Origin of the sequence: Blautia glucerasea (genome assembly GCF_020537505.1) — a bacterium.
GTDB lineage: Bacteria > Bacillota > Clostridia > Lachnospirales > Lachnospiraceae > Blautia_A.
This window is the reverse complement of sequence record NZ_JAJBMO010000003.1, coordinates 198101-216286: the sequence shown is the minus strand read 5'-3', so window position 1 is coordinate 216286 and position 18186 is coordinate 198101. Positions and strand designations below refer to the sequence as shown.

The 18186-nt window shown below is 43.3% G+C and carries 15 protein-coding genes, 1 pseudogene and 1 riboswitch; of the genes and pseudogenes, 2 read left to right on the top strand and 14 right to left on the bottom strand.

Annotated elements, in window-relative coordinates; translation table 11 throughout:
• Positions 1 to 15: 15 nt before the first annotated feature.
• From LIQ05_RS04165 to LIQ05_RS04135, 7 genes and pseudogenes are all read right to left on the bottom strand, one after another.
• A pseudogene (locus LIQ05_RS04165) lies at positions 16 to 1659 on the bottom strand (hybrid sensor histidine kinase/response regulator); the annotation flags it as partial.
• Positions 1589 to 1864: a hypothetical protein gene (locus LIQ05_RS04160; RefSeq protein WP_226818867.1), complete on the bottom strand. Its 276-nt coding sequence runs from the start codon at positions 1862 to 1864 to the stop codon at positions 1589 to 1591. The pseudogene LIQ05_RS04165 and the gene LIQ05_RS04160, both read right to left, overlap by 71 nt.
• 73 nt (positions 1865 to 1937) lie before the next feature.
• Positions 1938 to 5144: a response regulator gene (locus LIQ05_RS04155; protein ID WP_226818865.1), complete on the bottom strand. Its 3207-nt coding sequence runs from the start codon at positions 5142 to 5144 to the stop codon at positions 1938 to 1940.
• 178 nt (positions 5145 to 5322) lie between these two features.
• Positions 5323 to 5409: riboswitch (cyclic di-GMP riboswitch) on the bottom strand.
• A 313-nt stretch (positions 5410 to 5722) separates the two neighbouring features.
• Positions 5723 to 7786, bottom strand: a complete 2064-nt coding sequence (locus LIQ05_RS04150; RefSeq protein ID WP_226818863.1) for an ATP-binding protein — start codon at positions 7784 to 7786, stop codon at positions 5723 to 5725.
• A gap of 82 nt (positions 7787 to 7868) precedes the next feature.
• Complete coding sequence (locus tag LIQ05_RS04145) at positions 7869 to 8285, bottom strand: YolD-like family protein (protein WP_226818861.1); 417 nt, start codon at positions 8283 to 8285, stop codon at positions 7869 to 7871.
• A 25-nt stretch (positions 8286 to 8310) separates the two neighbouring features.
• Entirely contained in the window at positions 8311 to 9882 is a 1572-nt protein-coding gene (locus tag LIQ05_RS04140) for a DNA methylase (protein WP_226818859.1), read from the bottom strand.
• Positions 9883 to 10076: 194 nt separating this feature from the next.
• The gene (locus LIQ05_RS04135) at positions 10077 to 11165 is read right to left on the bottom strand and encodes an endonuclease/exonuclease/phosphatase family protein (protein ID WP_226818857.1); all 1089 of its coding nucleotides are present in this window, start codon (positions 11163 to 11165) and stop codon (positions 10077 to 10079) included.
• A 321-nt stretch (positions 11166 to 11486) separates the two neighbouring features.
• Here LIQ05_RS04135 and LIQ05_RS04130 point away from each other — a divergent pair, with 321 nt between their 5' ends.
• Entirely contained in the window at positions 11487 to 12392 is a 906-nt protein-coding gene (locus LIQ05_RS04130; RefSeq protein WP_226818855.1) for a carbon-nitrogen hydrolase family protein, read from the top strand.
• 166 nt (positions 12393 to 12558) lie between these two features.
• Here LIQ05_RS04130 and LIQ05_RS04125 read toward each other — a convergent pair whose 3' ends face one another.
• The 6 genes from LIQ05_RS04125 to LIQ05_RS04100 form a co-directional block, all read right to left on the bottom strand.
• Complete coding sequence (locus tag LIQ05_RS04125) at positions 12559 to 13386, bottom strand: MerR family transcriptional regulator (protein WP_226818853.1); 828 nt, start codon at positions 13384 to 13386, stop codon at positions 12559 to 12561.
• A gap of 12 nt (positions 13387 to 13398) precedes the next feature.
• On the bottom strand, positions 13399 to 14742 hold the full coding sequence (locus tag LIQ05_RS04120) for an MATE family efflux transporter (RefSeq protein WP_226818851.1): 1344 nt from the start codon (positions 14740 to 14742) through the stop codon (positions 13399 to 13401).
• 98 nt (positions 14743 to 14840) lie between these two features.
• On the bottom strand, positions 14841 to 15281 hold the full coding sequence (locus LIQ05_RS04115; RefSeq protein WP_318289471.1) for a GGDEF domain-containing protein: 441 nt from the start codon (positions 15279 to 15281) through the stop codon (positions 14841 to 14843).
• A gap of 52 nt (positions 15282 to 15333) precedes the next feature.
• Positions 15334 to 15699, bottom strand: coding sequence for a hypothetical protein (locus tag LIQ05_RS04110; protein ID WP_226818849.1), 366 nt, complete (start codon positions 15697 to 15699; stop codon positions 15334 to 15336).
• Positions 15700 to 15845: 146 nt separating this feature from the next.
• Positions 15846 to 16025, bottom strand: a complete 180-nt coding sequence (locus tag LIQ05_RS04105) for a hypothetical protein (protein ID WP_226818847.1) — start codon at positions 16023 to 16025, stop codon at positions 15846 to 15848.
• 30 nt (positions 16026 to 16055) lie between these two features.
• On the bottom strand, positions 16056 to 16268 hold the full coding sequence (locus tag LIQ05_RS04100) for a helix-turn-helix domain-containing protein (RefSeq protein WP_226818845.1): 213 nt from the start codon (positions 16266 to 16268) through the stop codon (positions 16056 to 16058).
• Positions 16269 to 16458: 190 nt separating this feature from the next.
• Here LIQ05_RS04100 and LIQ05_RS04095 point away from each other — a divergent pair, with 190 nt between their 5' ends.
• Entirely contained in the window at positions 16459 to 16692 is a 234-nt protein-coding gene (locus LIQ05_RS04095; RefSeq protein ID WP_118584211.1) for an alpha/beta-type small acid-soluble spore protein, read from the top strand.
• 82 nt (positions 16693 to 16774) lie between these two features.
• Here LIQ05_RS04095 and LIQ05_RS04090 read toward each other — a convergent pair whose 3' ends face one another.
• Positions 16775 to 18130: an MATE family efflux transporter gene (locus LIQ05_RS04090; RefSeq protein ID WP_226818843.1), complete on the bottom strand. Its 1356-nt coding sequence runs from the start codon at positions 18128 to 18130 to the stop codon at positions 16775 to 16777.
• Positions 18131 to 18186: the final 56 nt, after the last annotated feature.

The window sequence follows — 18186 nt, the reverse complement described above, 5'->3', positions numbered from 1 at the left end:
GGTTTATTTCTATTCCTAAAGGGTATTAAAAAAATATTTATCACTATTCAGTGATCTGCGTTTCGGTGCCCCGCCGGATTTTATGCTTCTAATTGTCTTTTCCAGTACCTTCATTTCAATCGGTTTTGAAACATGTGCATTCATACCAGCTTCCAGAGAACGCTGAATATCCTCAGAAAATGCATTAGCAGTCATGGCAATAACAGGGATCGTCTTTGCCAGTTCATGGGAACTTCTGCGGATTGCTTTCGTTGCCTCATAGCCATTCATAACCGGCATCTGCACATCCATCAGAATCATGTCATAATCCCCTGGGTCAGACTGTTCAAATGCCTCTAATACCTTTTCACCGTTCTCAAAGATTCTGCACTCTGCACCCTCTATCTTTAACAGTTCCTTTAGTATCTCCGCATTCAGTTCATTATCCTCTGCACACAGGAACCTCATTCCTTGCAGGATATTACCATCCTGCTCGTCTTTTTCTGCCTGTGCCGCCAAAGCAACTGTTCTATCTTCTGCAATTTTCAGATCTATGAGAACCTCAAAACAGCTTCCCTGTCCCAGTTCACTGTCTACATTAATGGTACCTCCCATTGCCTCAACCAGGTTCCTGGTAATAGCCATTCCAAGTCCGGTTCCCTGTATCTTATTAGTCACAGAACTTTCAGCACGCGTAAACGGATCAAAGATTTTATCTTTAAAATCAGCTGACATTCCCATGCCATTATCACTGACCAGGAAGCGATACTTCGCATAGACAGAAGAATTTGTATCACATTCTTCTATTAAAAACTGAATGGCTCCGCTTTCCTGAGTATATTTTACTGCATTAGACAACAGATTACTGAAAATCTGCATCAGATGAACCTGATCCCCTTCCACGCATTCGTGCTGAATATTTTTCTTTGTGATGGTCAGACTCTGATTCTTTTTTTCTGCCTGTGAACGAAATATCGTATCAAGCTCCAGTATAAAATCTTGAATAGCAAAAACTGAATACTTAAAAACAGTCTTTCCTGCTTCGATTTTACTCATGTCCAAAACATCATTAATGATTCCTAACAGATGCTGTGATGAGGTGTCTATTTTATCTGCATATTCTGTGACTTTATCTTTATCGTCTGCATCATGTCGGATCAAAGACGTAATGCCAATAATTGCATTCATAGGTGTACGAATATCATGTGACATATTGGCCAGGAAATCTGTTTTCGCCTTATTTGCATTTTCAGCTGTCTGTAATGCTTCCGTTGTAATATTCTTCGCCTTTCTCAGTTTTTCATTGGCTTCTTCCATTTCCCTCATTGACTGTAATTGGAGTTCATTGTTTCTTTTCTCATACGCTGCTTTCTGATCCGCAATACTAAGTCTGGAAAGACTATAAAATAAAACGGCAAAGAGTAATAGAATAAAAATTACCATGATTATTGTTAAAAAGAATACCGTCTTCTGGTAATCTTTCAGCACGTTATCAACAACACTTTTTGGTACAATACAAATCAACATGGTATGGTTACTTTCTATCGGACAATATCCCAGATAGTAAGATTTATCGCCTTCAACAAATTCGACTCCCTGTTCTTCGTCATCAAGTTTTTTCTTGAGCAAATCTGCCTCTTCTTCTGTTATCGCCTGATCCTTCATAAATAGAAGAAGTGAAATAGTAGTATGGCGCAAAAGCCAGCTGTGCATTATTTTCTTCTCTTACTGTAGTCAGAATAGACGATGCCGCATCCAGGCCATTTTTATCGTTCAATGAAATCGAATATTCCTGTTCAAACATCCAATGCTGTATCCAGTTTTTGGGGGTCATTTTCAAGTTTGTCCAATGCTCTTTCAGATAAGCTTCGCCATTCAATTCCATCCAGACTTGTGAATTCTCCAATTGCAGCTGCCTGAATCACTTTAAAATCATTAATTTAATAATTGAGAAGAAATTACAGCCAGCTTTTCAAAACAGCATTCAGCTTATTCATATCCAGCGGTTTCGCAATATGTTCATTCATGCCTGTATTTTTTGCCAGCTGTACATCTTCTGCAAAAGCATTGGCAGTCATGGCAACAATAGGCAGTTTTCCCTTTTCACCCGGAAGACTTCTGATTGCCGCTGTTGCCTCATAACCATTCATAACAGGCATTTGGATATCCATAAAAATAAGATCATACGAACCTTTCGGAGAAGCTTCCACTTTCTCAACTGCAATTTTCCCATTTTCTGCCGTTTCCACTTCTGCCCCTGTCATCTGCAAAATTTCACCAGCAATTTCTCTGTTCAACTCATTATCCTCAACCAGCAGAATCCTTTTTCCCGTGTAGTCTGATTCTGACAGCTTCTCCAGATAATTTCTCGCTGTTTTTTCTTTCCTTCCTGAAGTAAACTGCCGCAGTGTAGCCGTCAGCCGGGAACGGAACAGCGGTTTTGCAATAAAAGCATCTATGCCCGCCGCCTTTGCTTCTTCTTCAATTTCGCTGAATTCATAGGATGTCAGTACAATGATGGTGATCTCTTTTCCTATCCGCTTCCGAATCTGTCTGGCTGTTTCTATGCCATCCATATCCGGCATCTTCCAGTCTAAAATAACAGCAAAGTAATCATCTTTCAACTCATGCCGTGCATAACAGCGCTCAACCGCTTCCCTGCCAGAGAGAACCCATTCACCCATAATACCGATTTCCTTCAGTGTGGCAACTGTACTTTCACAGCATGTCTTATCATCATCCACAACCAGAACTGGCAGATTCATCAGATTTTTGTCCTGTTCTTTTTCTTTTTCCTGAAGCTCCAGATAAATTGTTACTGTGATTTTAGTTCCCTTGTGCAAGGTACTGTCCACTTTAATAGTGCCATTCATCAGGTTCACAATATTTCTGCTGATTGCCATTCCCAGACCAGTTCCCTGGACTCTGGTTGTCCGGTGGTCATCCGCGCGGCTGAACGGATCAAACATGATTTTCTGGAATTCCGGTGACATACCGATCCCATTATCCTCAATCGTAAATTCATAGCATCCAAGTTCTGAAAATCCATTTGGCTTTTCCTCTATGGAAAAAATAATATTCCCGCCATCCGGTGTATACTTGATCGCATTACTCATCAGATTCACAAATACCTGCTGAATCCTCAAGCTGTCACCACAGACAGCCTCATGTTCAATATGATTGATGTGTATATCAAAATTATGTTTATGTTCATCAAGCACCGGTTTCGTAAGTGTAATAAGATTATCTACCAGCTCTGACAGATTGAAATCTTCCTGTGCCAGTGTCATTTTTCCACTTTCAATACGTGCCATATCCAATACTTCATTGATCAGCCCCAGCAGATGGCGGCTTGATTCTGTGATCTTGCTGAGGCATTCAATGACTCTGTCCTGGCTCTCAACATTTGCTCCTGCGATTGCCGTCAGACCCACAATGGCATTCATTGGTGTCCGGATATCATGGGACATATTAGAAAGGAATTCTGTTTTCGCACGATTTGCATTTTCTGCGGACCGGTAAGCCTCTTTCAGTGCCTGACGAGATTCAATCTCTGCTTTCTTCTCCTGTGTCACATCCATGGATGCCAGCAATACCTTTACAAGCTTTCCATTCTTCCATTCCAAGGGAATATAAGAAGCGATTTTATAAGTCTTTTCATCCAGGCTGCAATACTCAAACTTATAAATATCATTTTCACTTTTCAGTTTTTTCCGAATATTATCCGGGGCTATCAGGATATCTATAGCTTCCAATGGTTCCAGTGTCTTATATTTTTCAAGAACCTGCATCTGAAAATCATGATAAAATCCCAGAGGTTTATATATTATCTGTCCATTCAGATTGTAGAATTCATATCTGTCATTTTCCAGATCACAGACAACAAAGCGGTCAACCAGACGCACAATACTCTGAATCAGCTGTTCCATGGAAGCATTATCCGCTGCCATCTGCAGATGCCGTGCGCTCTCTACCTTTGCCTCGGTGATATCACGCAGAAAGATCATGGCATATTCTGAATCCTCTATTTCGCCACGTATGACCACATTGCGGACCCATCGTTCTTCTCCATTCAGAATGATACGGCACTCCAAAGCCAATTCGGTTTCCAGACCCTTCAGCCTTTCTGCAATATAACCACGGTCGTAAAAAGAGGATACCGCCTTCTTATCTGTCTCCACAACATAGGAATCCACAAAATGCCGGATCAATTCATCCCACGTATAACTCTGTTCAAAGACGGTCATCAGGGACGGTTCAACCTTAAAGGTATCAAAAGTATTCGCTTCCAGATTCACATAATACTCACACAGGTCTGCTTTCGTAAAAGCCCTGTGGAAAGCAGCAGATTTTTGTGCCTGCATGGCCTCTTTTTTTTCCGCATCAATATTAATAAAAATCCCGGCAATCCTGCTGGCAGAACCATCCAGACGGCGTATTACTTCTGCCGATGCCCGAAACCACTGGTATTGATTATCCTTCATTCTCATACGATACTCTACCTGGTATTTTATCTGGTTCGTCTTATCCTTAATTGCCGCCTGAAGCTGCACCATTACTCTTTCTTTATCCTGTGGATGCAGAAGATCTGACCAGGATTCCAGTTTATTCGGAAAGTCCAGAGTGTCATGATAGCCAAGCATTTTTCGGAATTCATGACTCCAGTTTGCATTCACAATCTCACTGTTTTCGTCACAGTCAAAATACCAGAAGCCGGAACAGATAGCCTCATTGAGCAGTGTCAAATTTACATGATCCCAGTTGACCTGTACGGACATAACCCAGATCTGTCTGCCCGCCTCATCTGTCGCATCCTCTTTACAAAGCCGTACATTTTTCACTGTACCGTCTGCTGTAAGGATCTGTGCTTCCCCTGCTCCGTGAAGCTGCAAAAAACGGTCTCGATCCAGTATATCTTCCTCGTCATAAAAGAAGTTTCTCAATGAACCTTTTGTCTGTTCCATGAAAGTATCGAATGTATATCCTGTACTATGCAACAGCAGATTATTCACAGACAAAATAGACAGGTTTTGGTCATAAGATCCTGTCATTATACCTACCCCGCCATTATTTTCCAGTGTTTTCTGTACGGCCTGTGACATGGCCTGTGTCTGCCCCGTTACAGTCTCACCTAATGAATATATTTTGTCTTCATAATTTTTCATTTTATAAAAGTCCTCTCTCCGTCTTATGCCTTCTTCATCCTGCTTTTATCTGTATACAGAAAACCTGTCCCTGCTAGTTTTGTTACCCATTTTTGCATACAAAAAGGACACTTGCCAAAATCTGCCAGTGTCCCTACTATATTTCTTTAAAATCACACATCTATATAGTATAAAAGGTATCGGAATCTCTTCTGTTCAAACTTTCTGACTTTAGCTCCTTTTGGCTTTGCGTCCCTGCTTTTCAGCAGATTTGCCTTCAAATGATTTCTTTTTTCAAAAGCAAAAATACCATGAAGTTTTTTACATGTCAATAATGTTTGATAGAAAATTTGTATATTTTTGATAGAAAATTGCTATTAAAAAATGGTCTGTTATTTTTCCAGATCATTTTTGTATTTAATACCTGAGAGCTAAGAATAGCAGGGACAGGAAGTATATATACTACCGGGCATTCGCCTCAAAAGCGGGACACTCCCCACCTTTTGGAATCTTCGCTTCGCTCGATTTTATGAAAACATATAGTAAGCGGTCGTTTATTTGTCAAGACTTTTCTTTTTCCAATATCAAGATAGCCAAAATCATACTTTTTTCGAGATCAGCTGCTCCATTGTATCCAACAATATCTGAATGTCAAAGGGCTTTGCAATATGGGCGTTCATTCCGGCCCCCATGGCTTTCTTCTTGTCTTCGTCAAAGGCATTGGCAGTCATGGCAATGATAGGAATCCGGGATTTGGGGCCTGTCATTTCACGGATGATCCTGGAGGCTTCATAGCCGTTTTTATTTGGCATCTGGACATCCATCAGGATCAGATCATAATAATCTGCTGGCTTTGTTTTCAGCATATTGATGCAGATCTGGCCATCCTCTGCCCGTTCCACCTGGAAGCCATGTTCTTCCAGAAGCGTGATGACGATTTCTGCATTCAGATCATTGTCTTCTGCCAGAAGAATCCGTCTGCTTATGAAAGCTGTTTTTTCAGCTTCTGCTGGCTGATGCTGTAAAGATGCAATCTGTTCTTCTGTAGCAATGGGGAATGGCAATTCAATGGTAGTCCTGGTTCCTTTTCCAAGCTCACTCTCCACCTGGATGGTTCCCTCCATTAATTCTATAAGGGCTTTTACAATGGGAAGGCCAAGGCCGGCTCCTACTACTTTACTCTCTGTACTGGTCCGCTCCCTGGTAAATTCCTCAAAAATATGGGGGAGGTATTCCTGGCTCATTCCGATTCCAGTGTCTTCGATCACAATGCGGGCAGAAACATAGCCTTTTTTTGCTGAAGGCAGCTCTGTCACAGTTAAGGAAACTTTTCCTCCATCCGGAGTGTATTTTACGGAGTTTCCAAGAATATTCAGGATTATTTCCCGTACCTTCGTCTCATCGCATATAATATAATCGTGGTTTATACTTAACGCACAGGAATATTCCAGCTGTTTTTTGGTGGTAGCTGGTTCAAAAACCGCTTCCAGGGATTTCATAAGCTTTCGGCAGTTTATCGGAGCCGGATTTAAAGTGGCTTTCCCACTTTCGATTCTTGCCATTTCCAGCATATCGTTTATCAGTGCCAACAAAAACTCACTGGAAGCTCTAATTTTCTGAATATAGTTTGCTGCCTTTTCCCGCTCATCTAAATGTTCTTCCAGAAGCTCTGAAAAACCGATAATGGCGTTCATAGGTGTCCGGATATCGTGACTCATATTAAAGAGAAAACGAGTCTTGGCCTCATTTGCAAGACGGGCTTTTTCCGCTGTTTTTTCGATTTTGTGTGCATAAATCCTGTCTTTGTAGCGCTGCTGCTCAAACTGCCAGTATCCAAAGGATACCAGGGCCGCCAAAGCAGAGGCAAAGAAAAAGTATCCACATAGGATTAAACTGGAGATCCAGCCGTTGTGTGGGGAAATTTCTACATACCAGGTATCATTTGGCACATCACAGGCAACCTCCAGGGCAAATTGCAGATTTACATTGCTACATTGGGTAATGGCCACATCCTCATCCGTACTCATATTGTGCTTCCAGATCTGATAATTGTAACCTGCTGTTTCCAGAGAATCCAAATTCAGCTTCTCCACAAATTTATCCCAGTTCAGAACCAACAGGGAAAATCCCCAGAACTGTTTGTTTCCATTGGAATCTTTTGTGTACACAGGATCAAAAAGCAGCGCGCCGGTACCTCCCTGTACCAGTTCAAAAGGTCCGGCAATGGTATATTGGCCGCTCTCTTTGGCCAGATTGGCTTCCTTTTTTCTTTCTGGATGGGTAAACATATCAAGGCCAATGGCTTCTTCGTTTTCCTCCAGGGGATAAACCTGGGACACCTTCCCATCCTTCGCCAGTTCAAAGGCTTCCACTACATGAGCATCGTCCTGTAAAAGCTTGCACAGGGAAGAATAGGTCTGATCATCCAGCGTATTTCCATTTTCTACAATATTTTTCAGAAAGTCAGAGGCAACCAGATACTGGTCAAGCTGGGATTCGATCCGGTTTACCGTGGATTCCGCTGTATAGGCAGCTTTCAGCTTCTCTTCCTTAATCTGGTTCTGAATTAAAATACTGACAAATATCACTGCAACAACAAAAGTAACGCAAAAAACAAGTGCGGTACGCAGTTTGATCGTTTTTCGATTTGTTTTTCTTTCCATAATCCAAACCTGACTCCTCATCTTTAGCGTGAATGAACCCATAGTACCATACTCTGGGAAATTTGTCTATTTTTTATGTTCCTTATAATTGAATATCTGAAATATCATCAAAAGGCAGCAACTCGCCCTGCTCCATCTGGATCGTCTTTTTGAAATAGTCGATTTTCCTTACTTTCCCGGAGAGGGTGCGGTAGGCACCGCCCTCTTTTCTTTTATCCGGGATGAAATAGGTAATGGTTATCACGGGTGCCTTGGAAAGCTCCGCCTCCAGCTGATGAAATTTTTCGTCCAGAAGCTGCTTCTCTGATTCATCCAGTTCCACCTTGGGCTGTGTTAGCCGCTGAGTCTCTTTGGCTGCGGCTTCATAGCCAGTAAGAGCCGCAAAGGGGGAAAACTGGGCAGCCCGGTCCATGATGTCCATTTGCGGATGGGATCCTGACACATGGTGGGGCAGATTTATGATGTCGTCGTATTTATGGGATTCATGTAATGCTGGCATAATAAGGTTCCCCTCCTTGTTTTCCCTACGCTTTATGCCCACCGATCTGACCATTCCGGTCTTTTGCAGTGGCTCCATCCAGAAGGTTCATTCCCTTCAGAATGGCATTTTTTCCGAATTTTTTCTTAATATCCAGCATGGCCTGTTGCATTTTCTTTTCCCGTTCCAGAAGGGTGGTATCTTCCTTTTTCTGCTCTTCTATGGCTGTATAATCTGTAAAAAGATCCAACTGCTCCCAGGTTTCTTTCTGCCTCACTTCCCCTTCCGGAATCAGGTCATTGGCAGTCAGGTAAATTCTGCGGACCAGCAATGCCGGGTTTATGATCCGGTCATACAGACGCATCACAGCCTCTGTGATCAATTTCGTGGAGGAGGTCTGGCTCTTAAGGTTCTCTGTGCCATGGGCATGTTTGGGGACCTGACGGCCATAATGATCTGTGGTAACTGGTCCGTGGCAGCACATCCGTATTGCCGGATCTGTCAGATTTTCAATGTCATAGCCTACTGTAAGTACGATCTGGTCTGTCACCAGCTTCTTCTCCACCAGATCCAGGGTGAGCATATCTGCCATTTCCTGTACCACCAGCCGCGCCTTGTCCGCCGTGTATGGACATTGAAGAACCTGCCCGGAGCAAATGCTGTTGGCTTCTGGCTTGTAGGCTTTGATGTGGGAAATCTGGCAAGGCTCCCATCCCCAGGCGTGGTCGATCAGGAGCTCTGCATTAATTCCAAACAGCTTATACAGAAGCTCTTCATTATAATAATCCCCTGGTCTTCCAATGGAGCAACGTGCAATATCTCCCATGGTAAAAAGTCCGTTCTCTTCCAGCTTTTTGGCATAGCCTCTTCCTACCCGCCAGAAATCCGTGAGGGGATGGTGATTCCACAGCTGGCGCCGATAGCTCATCTCGTCCAATTCTGCGATCCGGACACCGTGTTCATCTGCCGAAATGTGCTTGGCTACAATATCCATGGCAATCTTTGCCAGATAAAGATTGGTTCCGATTCCAGCTGTAGCGGTAATCCCTGTAGTCTCCAGCACATCCAGGATTATTTCACGGGCAAAATCACGGGCGGATCTGCCGGAAGCAGGAAGATAATAAGTGAGATCAATAAATACCTCATCAATGGAATAGATATGGATATCTTCCGGGGCAATGTATTTTAGATAGATTTGATAAACCTGAGTACTCTTTTCCATGTAATGTGACATTCTTGGAGGCGCCGTGACGTATCCAATGGCATACTCGGGATGGGCAAAAAGCTGGTCTGAATTGCAGGAGGTACCAGTAAATCTATGACCTGGTGCATGCTGCTGACGCATATGATTGGCTTTTTTTATCTGCTGCTCTACTTCAAAAAGCCTCGCCCGTCCTGAAATGCCGTATGCCTTCAATGCAGGGGAAACTGCAAGGCAGATGGTCTTAGAGGTACGGGAGGGATCAGCTACTACCAGATTGGTAGTAAGGGGATCCAGGTGACGCTCCTGGCATTCTACAGAGGCATAGAAGGATTTTAAATCTATGCATAGGTAGGTGTGACCGATGGGGATAGAGTGAATTTTATTTTCCTTCTTTTCATTTTTTGCGTTTTCCATGATAAAATAATTCCTGTCCAACTCTCGATTCTGTAATCTATATAATTATAATGATATATCGTCTTATTGTGCAAACACGAACAACTTTTAGTTTTTCTATACGGGTATCATTATAATATATTTTTGAAGTTAAAAAAAGGGATGAAAGATAAAAACAGCCTCTCCATTCCAAAAGAAGCTGTAATTATCAGGTATCAATCTTTTAATTTAAATTTCATATAAACCGGATCGTGGTCAGAATAGGAATATCCGGTATTGATGTCCTCGTATGAAGTGCACTCAATGTTGTCTGAAATAACAAAGCCATCCAAAGTGACGGTATAGGTCACATCTGGTACATACTCCATATCTGCATTTCTGGCACTGTTCCAGAGATTTTCACGTTCTTCCTGGGTGAAAAGGTCAATCCCGAAGGAAAAATGCTCTGGGAGCTCTTCCCGTGGAAATGGATAAGCCCAGGATTCTCTTTTACCAGTATCTTCTTCTGTTGCCTTCAGATCATGGTTAAAATCACCGCCGCAGAGCACGTAATTGCCTGCTTCGTATTCTTTTGCCATATCTGCAGCCAGCATACCGATCTGTCCTTTTCGGATCTCATCGCTGTTTCCATAAGCAGACATATGTAATGCGAAAATTACCAGCTCTTTCCCATTTTCTACCGGAACCCTGGAAATGCTGTAGCATCTGTCCAGGTCAAAAAACTTGGTAAAAGAGGTGGATACCGGGAAGCTTCTTCGAAGGGCTGAAGTTACCGGATATCTGGAAAACAGGCCGATTCCAGACTTGCTGCTGCCATGTGGCTGGGTAAATGGGTAAAATAAAAAAGCAGAATCATAGTTCTGGGCAAATACATAGTAATAATCCGGGAAATGATCTTTTAAGATCGAATATTCATCTACATGATAGCTTCTTGTGGAATCCAGGTCGATTTCCTCGATCATGGCAAAATCCGGAGCATAAGAAGCTGCCAGCGCCCCTGCCCCCTGCACCGTTTCCAGAACACTGTCCTTGCTCTTCGCCCAGGAGGATTTTCCTCCATCCATGAAAAAGCTGAAATTCGGAGTGTATGCACCGAAACCAATATTATAGGTCAGCGCTGAATACTCTGTGTCTGTGGTAAGTTTATTTTCCTCCGTATCTTCACGATTTCTGGCCGTTTCTACCTCCAGCTGCTGATTATCCGGGATGCGGTGATAGCTTGCAAACAGATAAATAAGATATCCGCCCAGCAAAACCAGAACTGCTCCTAATATGATTCCAAGGACTTTTAATATTTTTTTCATACGCTGGTCTCCTTTTGGTTATGGCAGAGACAGATTTTCCCTGCTTAAAGATATAAAAATGGTAACATAAAATGAAAAGATTCTCAAGCCAGTATTTATTTTCAGCCTTAATTTCCGTTTCTGTTCTTAATTGTTAAAAAATATGATTTATTTCAAAAAAATGATTGACAATGCGAAATCCCAGGACTATAATGCAGTCATCGAGCACGAAGATGTACTTAATGATCATCTTCGTGCTCTCTTTTTATGTAAGAAAAAGAATTCTACCGGCGGAACTTATTTCATCAAATTTTCAAAAGATTACGAAGGGAGCTAATGATTATGAAAGACGTTATCAAAGTTTCAACTGTTGCATTTCATGCTATCTGGGGTGACAAAGAAGCGAATCTGAATAAAATGAAAGGTTATATTGAAGCCGCTGCAGCGGAAGGCTCCAATCTTGTTGTATTTCCGGAGATGGCCCTGACCGGTTATGATGATGAGGAAGAAAAAGCAAAACCAGATAAGATGCAGTCCCATCTGGCAGAATTAGTACCAGGACCTTCTTCCCTGGAAATTGCAGAATTAACGAAAAAGCTTGGCATTTATGTAGCTTTCGGAATGCCGGAGCGGGATGAAAAGGATCCTTCTACCATTTATAACTCTGCCTGTGTCTGCGGACCATTAGGTGTGATCGGTGCTTACCGGAAAATCCATCTTCCTTATCCAGAACCACACTGGGCAACCAGAGGCAGCAAGCCTTTCATCTTTGATACTCCGTGGGGACCGGTTGGTCTGGCCATCTGCTATGACTCCTATTGCTTCCAGGAATTGATGAGATATTATGCTGCAAAGGGCTGCCGCCTGTATATCAACTGTACCGCACTTGCCAAATGCCACGGCATTGCTCTTGGCTCCACCACTCTGGAAGCCGGCTGCATTACCAATCAGATCTATATCGTTTCTGCAAACCTTGCAGGAACTGATAAATACAATGTTTTCTGGGGCGGCTCCAGTATTATCGGGCCGAGCACCAATTTCTGGGAAGCAGAATATTTTGCCGGTTATCCATTTACAGACCCGCGTGCAATCCAGGCAAAAATGTACACGGCAACCATTGATCTTACCCTTGCAACCAGAGAAAAGTTTGAACCAAACTCCTTGATTGATGGAAAAACAGATTTCCGCCCGGCTATTTATAAAGAGCTTTATGAGGATCTGCTGAAGGATCCGAAATTCCAGGAATGATAAGTTATCACGGCAGTCGCCAGAGCCTCATGCAAGCATAGACTTTAGCTCGTTGCCCGCGTAAAAAAGACCTCCTGCATGGTATATTTTTATTTATACTATGCAGGAGGTTTTTACTTTCACCTGCAAACCCAAGTCCAGATTTCTGACAATTGCAGCGGACATATCAGGATACTTTCACCGGAATACTGATCTCCGTTACAAATTTCTCAGTGTCATTGGTGAGGCCGTAATCGATCATGGTAATTTCCCGTGAAAAACCGGCAACTTTAAGATTATGTTCCTGAATATAATTCATCAGTTTTTCATACTGGGCAGGTGCTTCTTTGTGGCTGCCGCGAAAACGGACGGAAACGCATGGCGTTTCCTGAAGGTGGATCACAGTTCCATCGTACTGGTCTTCCTCGTCCAGCAGAAGAAAAATCCCGTTGTATTGCTGGAACTGCCCTTTCAGCAGCTGTTCCGCAGCTATGCCAACCCCTACCTTTCCCAGAAAAATAAGCGCCTCTTTTTGCTTCTGTTCCAGCTTTCGGATCGGTGTCTCCATGTCAACAAACTCTTTAATAGTAAGGTTATCTTCCATCCATACCAGGCGGCAGGCCCTGGCTGTTGTAAGCGCGATCACATCCAGCACAGAATTTCTGGCATCCTTTAGCTGATTTAACCGGTTGCCGATCTTTCGCTCGATCCGCTTTAATTCCTGTTCCCTTTTTATAACAATTTCCTTTTGCTGCTGAAGCTTTTCCTCCATTTTATCAAGGTCACGGTTCTGGAGAAAATCCGCAATTTCGTTCAGCGGCATGTCAAGGGCCCGCAGGTAGCGGATGGTGTTCAGCGGCTCAAACTGGCGGGTGCTGTAATAGCGGTAGCCAGTCTCCGGATCCGTCACCTCGGGAACCAGAAGCCCCATGGCTTCATAATGTCTGAGGCTGCTGACACTTAGATGAAACATCCGGGCTACTTCGCCGATCTGAAATAAATCTTTGCTTTCCATAACTGGTCTCCTTTATGAAAAAACGGCATTTCTTTCCTTTCGGTTGATAACCGTAAACGCGATCACACAGATAATCACAGACAAAAGGGAGCCTGTAGCCGTGGCAAGTCCCATAGGCAGAAGCGTGGCCGGGAACAGCCTGGAAGTAAGATATACCCCAGGAACACGTACCAGCACAATTGCAGTAATATTATGTAAAAAGGACAATCCTGATTTTCCGCAGGCACAGAAATAGCCGCTGAAGCTAAAGTGAACACCTGCAAAAATAACATCAAAAATATACCCCCGCAGATACTGCCCACCTGCCAGGATCACGCCCTGGTCTGTGGTAAACATTCCCACAACCGGTTCTGCAATAAACTGGATCAAAACTGTCACGATAACACCAAATCCAACTGCGATCATAGTGGCATAGCGAAGCACCTCTTTTGCCCGCTCCGGCTTTTTTGCCCCAATATTCTGTGCGCCGAGAGCCGATACTGTAGAGAGCATGGAGGATGGCACCAGGAACAAAAAGCTGATGAACTTTTCCACGATCCCCACTGCTGCTGCATCGGTAAGGCCTCGTCTGTTTGCAATAACCGTTATGATGATAAAGGCCACCTGGATCAGTCCGTCCTGGCAGCAGATGGGAATTCCGATCTGCAGGATTTTGTCCATAATCTGTCTTCTGGGTTTAAAATCAGCCCTGGAAACAGAAATCCCTGTTTTTTTCCGTAAAATCACCGTAAGGGCAATGAGCACGCTGATGGTCTGGGAAAGGGTTGTTCCAAGAGCCGCACCAGCCGGACCCAGATGAAGGGCACCCATAAATACATAGTCAAGCACAATGTTTGCCCCACATGCAATGGCAATGAAATACATGGGGCTTTTGGAATCACCCATTCCACGGAAAATGGAACTGATAATATTATAAGCTGTGATAAACGGGATTCCAATAAAGCAGATGGTCAGGTATGTAATGGTGCCGGAAACAGCTTCTGCCGGTGTGGACATCACTGCCACAATAGGCTTCACCAGTAAAAGCAGAACTGCCGCCAGCAGGATGGATACTGCCATAAACAGGGTAACGGAATTTCCAATATCAAGAGCTGCCTGCTTCTTGTTCTTTCCTCCGATGGCCTGGCCGATGGTGACTGTGGTACCCATGGCAAGTCCCACGATCATAACAGTCAGCATATGCATGACCTGGCTTCCCACAGAGACAGCTGTGGTACTGGCAACACCCTCGAACTGGCCTATGATAAACAGGTCCGCCATTCCATAAAGGGTCTGTAAAAAGTAAGATAAAAGGTATGGCAGTGAGAAATAAACAATATTTTTGAATACGCTGCCTGTGGTAAGATCTTTCTCCAAAGGATTTCTCCTCCTTTCTCGTAACTATCTTACCATAAACCCTACATTGGTTGTAGAGTCAAGTTGAAATCTTACTATTTTTCTTGCTGATTTTCCCATCAGTTATTATGATCAAAATTTTTTGCCACGGATTTCACTCTGTTTTTCTTGGCTTCATACAGACTGGCATCTGCATGGGACAAGGCATCATGTAAAGTCAGGTCCTCTTCTGCTTCCATCAGATACATTTCCACTGAGACGGTAACATTATAGGCTTTTTCACTGGTACGGTTAAAATCCTGGAATGCCTGATGGATCCTGTTTCTAAAATCCCTGCCATGGTCTTCCTTTTCGTATTTCAGCACGCCGGCATACTCATCGCCGCCGATCCGTCCGGTAATTCCCTCTTCCTGTACAATATCCACCAGGATTTCCCCGATCAGTTTCAAGGAAAAATCCCCTTCATCGTGGCTGTAGCGGTCGTTGATGATCTTCAGATTGTCCATATCAATGTAGGCAAACAAGGTCCTGTGTCCCTGTGTTTTCAACTGTGACACCAATTCTTCTGCAGATAAATGAAAGCCTCTCCGGTTCAGAATTCCGGTAAGGGCGTCAGAGTGTCAGATCACAGATCAGCAGTCCGTACAGCATTTCATTGGAAAAAAGGGGAAGACATACCAGATTGCTGCGGGATCCGGATAGTTCTGCCAGATGGAATAAATCCTTTTTCGCCACTCGCTGCCTTGCTCCCGGGACGGATCTTACCATCCCATTTTCCAGGATTGCTTTTAAGTACAGCTGATCCGGACAGACAAATTTATCCTTCTGTAAATAAGTAAGCGGCTTTTCAAACAAATAGATCCCTGCGTTCTGGATTCCCAGAAAATCAATGTCAGAGATCAGTTTGGTGTAGCTCTGGTCATTTCCATTTTCGAATTGCATGGTATTGCTGACAAACAGCTTGAACTGGTGGTTCATGGAATGGATGATCTTACGGTACAGGATCTCAAAAAGCTGGTGGATTTCATATTTTCTGTCCTGGATCTTATGACGGTAGCAAATATAGCTGCAAAGCTCCTCAAAAATACTGAGAAGATTATCGATATCCGCATTTTCCAGATGGATCAGGCCTGCACGTCCGGGTTATTTTCCATAAAGGAGACTGCTGCTTTCTTATCCCGCTTGGACAGATCGCTGATGATATAATTGCGGTCTTCAAATGGGATGCCATATTCTTTCAGGATCTGAAGAAAGGCTTCCTTTCGCTCCCTTGCGTCAGTATTGGCATCAGAACCGCCGATCATTCAAAACCGATAATTTTTTCATTTATATTCTTATCCTCTCTTTTGCAAGAAAATATCTAACCCCAGGGTATTCGCCAAGCGAATTGTTTTCTCTAATTCTGCAGTTGGCTTACCACGTTCAACATCAGAAATAAAAGTGACGCTTAAGCCTGTAAATTCAGCTAAATATAACTGAGTATAATGTAATTCTTTTCTTCTTGTTTTCAATGCGATACCTAATGATTTAGAATCCGTGATTTTCATAATTCACCTTGTCTAGCCTTTCAATATATGCCGTACGGCTAAATTTTAGTCCTAATTTATTTTTTATGCCGTACGGCTATGTCAAGCTAAAAAATCAGTCCATTTATTCCCAGTGTATTTTCATTTATAGAGCACATACTAGCAATGTAACATCAAACAAAACAACAATTAACCAAGGAGGAAAAGGATTATGTCAAACAATACTTCTTCTAACAAAGCAGCTGTACCAGAAGCAAAGGGCGCATTAAATCGTTTCAAATTTGAGGTTGCAAATGAGCTGGGTGTGCCGCTTACAGACGGATACAACGGAAACCTTACTTCCAAACAGAATGGTAGTGTAGGTGGCTATATGGTGAAAAAGATGATCGAGGCTCAGGAAAGATCCATGTCCGCAGGACAGAGCGGCCAGAGTGGTCAGTACTAATCTGAAAATAGCTTGATTAGAAAAAAAACACAGGGCATTACTTACTCCTCACCGAGAAGCAGGTAATGCCCTGTTTCAATGTCTAATGGTTCTTTTCCAGCTTCCGCATATGCCACAGATACACGATCATGATCGCGCCGCCTGTGAAGATCCAGGAAGCGACGTAAACGTTCATCAGCATTTCGAAGGTGGGAACCAGCTTGAAAATGGTAACCAGCCAGATCATGCGGAAAACCACAGTTCCAAGAATTGTGATAATGGATGGCTCCAGAGATTTTCCCATTCCCCTGAGGGCTGCGCTTTCCACTTCGTAAGTAGCGGTAAGTCCCTCCAAAGAACATACCCGGTGCATACGAATCAGGCCGAAGGCTGCCACTCCTGCGCTGGTGGTATAGATGCTCACAAAGAAATCATCCCAGATCATAAATACAATACTGAGGATTTCTGTGAAGACCATTCCAAACAACAGACAAAGCCAGAATACCTTTTTACACCTTTTCAAATTTCCAGCACCGAAATTCTGGCTGGTAAAGGTAACCGCCGCCTGAGCAAAAGCAGCTGCAATATCATATGTAAAATACTCAAAATTCAGAGCTAGTGAAGAACCAGCAATTGCATCCTCTCCGAAGGAATTGATCCCACTCTGGATAAATACATTGGAAACAGAGAAAATAGCCCCCTGTATTCCCGCCGGGATTCCAATAGCCAGAACCTTGGATAGCTCACTTTTATTAATATGCATTCTGGAAAAACTGAACTGGAATTCATCATCCCTTTTACGAAGATGATGAATAACCAAAGATGCGCTTAATACATTGGATATTACTGTCGCAATGGCTACGCCGGAAACACCCAGGTGAAGGCAGATCACCAGAAACAGGTTCAAGATAACATTTACAATTCCAGAGGTAAGCAGGTAGTACATCGGCCTTCTGCTGTCCCCATAGCTTCGCAAAATAGCCGAGCCAAAATTGTAAATAGTCATAAATGGCAGACTGATAAAATAGATCCGAATGTACAAAAGAGCCTCACTCATAACACTTTCCGGTGTTCCAGATGCTTCCAGTACTACTTTCGCACACAGCATGCCAATGATCATAAGTAAAAATCCAAGTATTGCGCCAAAGGTGAGTACGGTATGTAGCATACCGCTGATCCGCTCCCGCTTTTTCTGACCGATCAAGGTTGCCAGGGCTGCATTTGGTCCAACAGACATTCCCACCAGCAGATTCACAAAGATACCAACAAGCGCCACACAGCTTCCAACTGCCGCCAAAGCCCTGTCTCCTGCAAACCGGCCAACAACCGCAACATCCGCGGAATTAAATAACTGCTGTAAAATACTGCTGAATGCCAGAGGTATGGCAAAGATGATCAGCTTGCCTGCAAGACCGCCATTCAGCATATCCATTTCGTTTGATTTTTTTACTTTTTCCATCTCGCAATAGAATCCTTTCCCGATTCCAGTTTTCTTTTCTTTTTACTGCGAGCCTC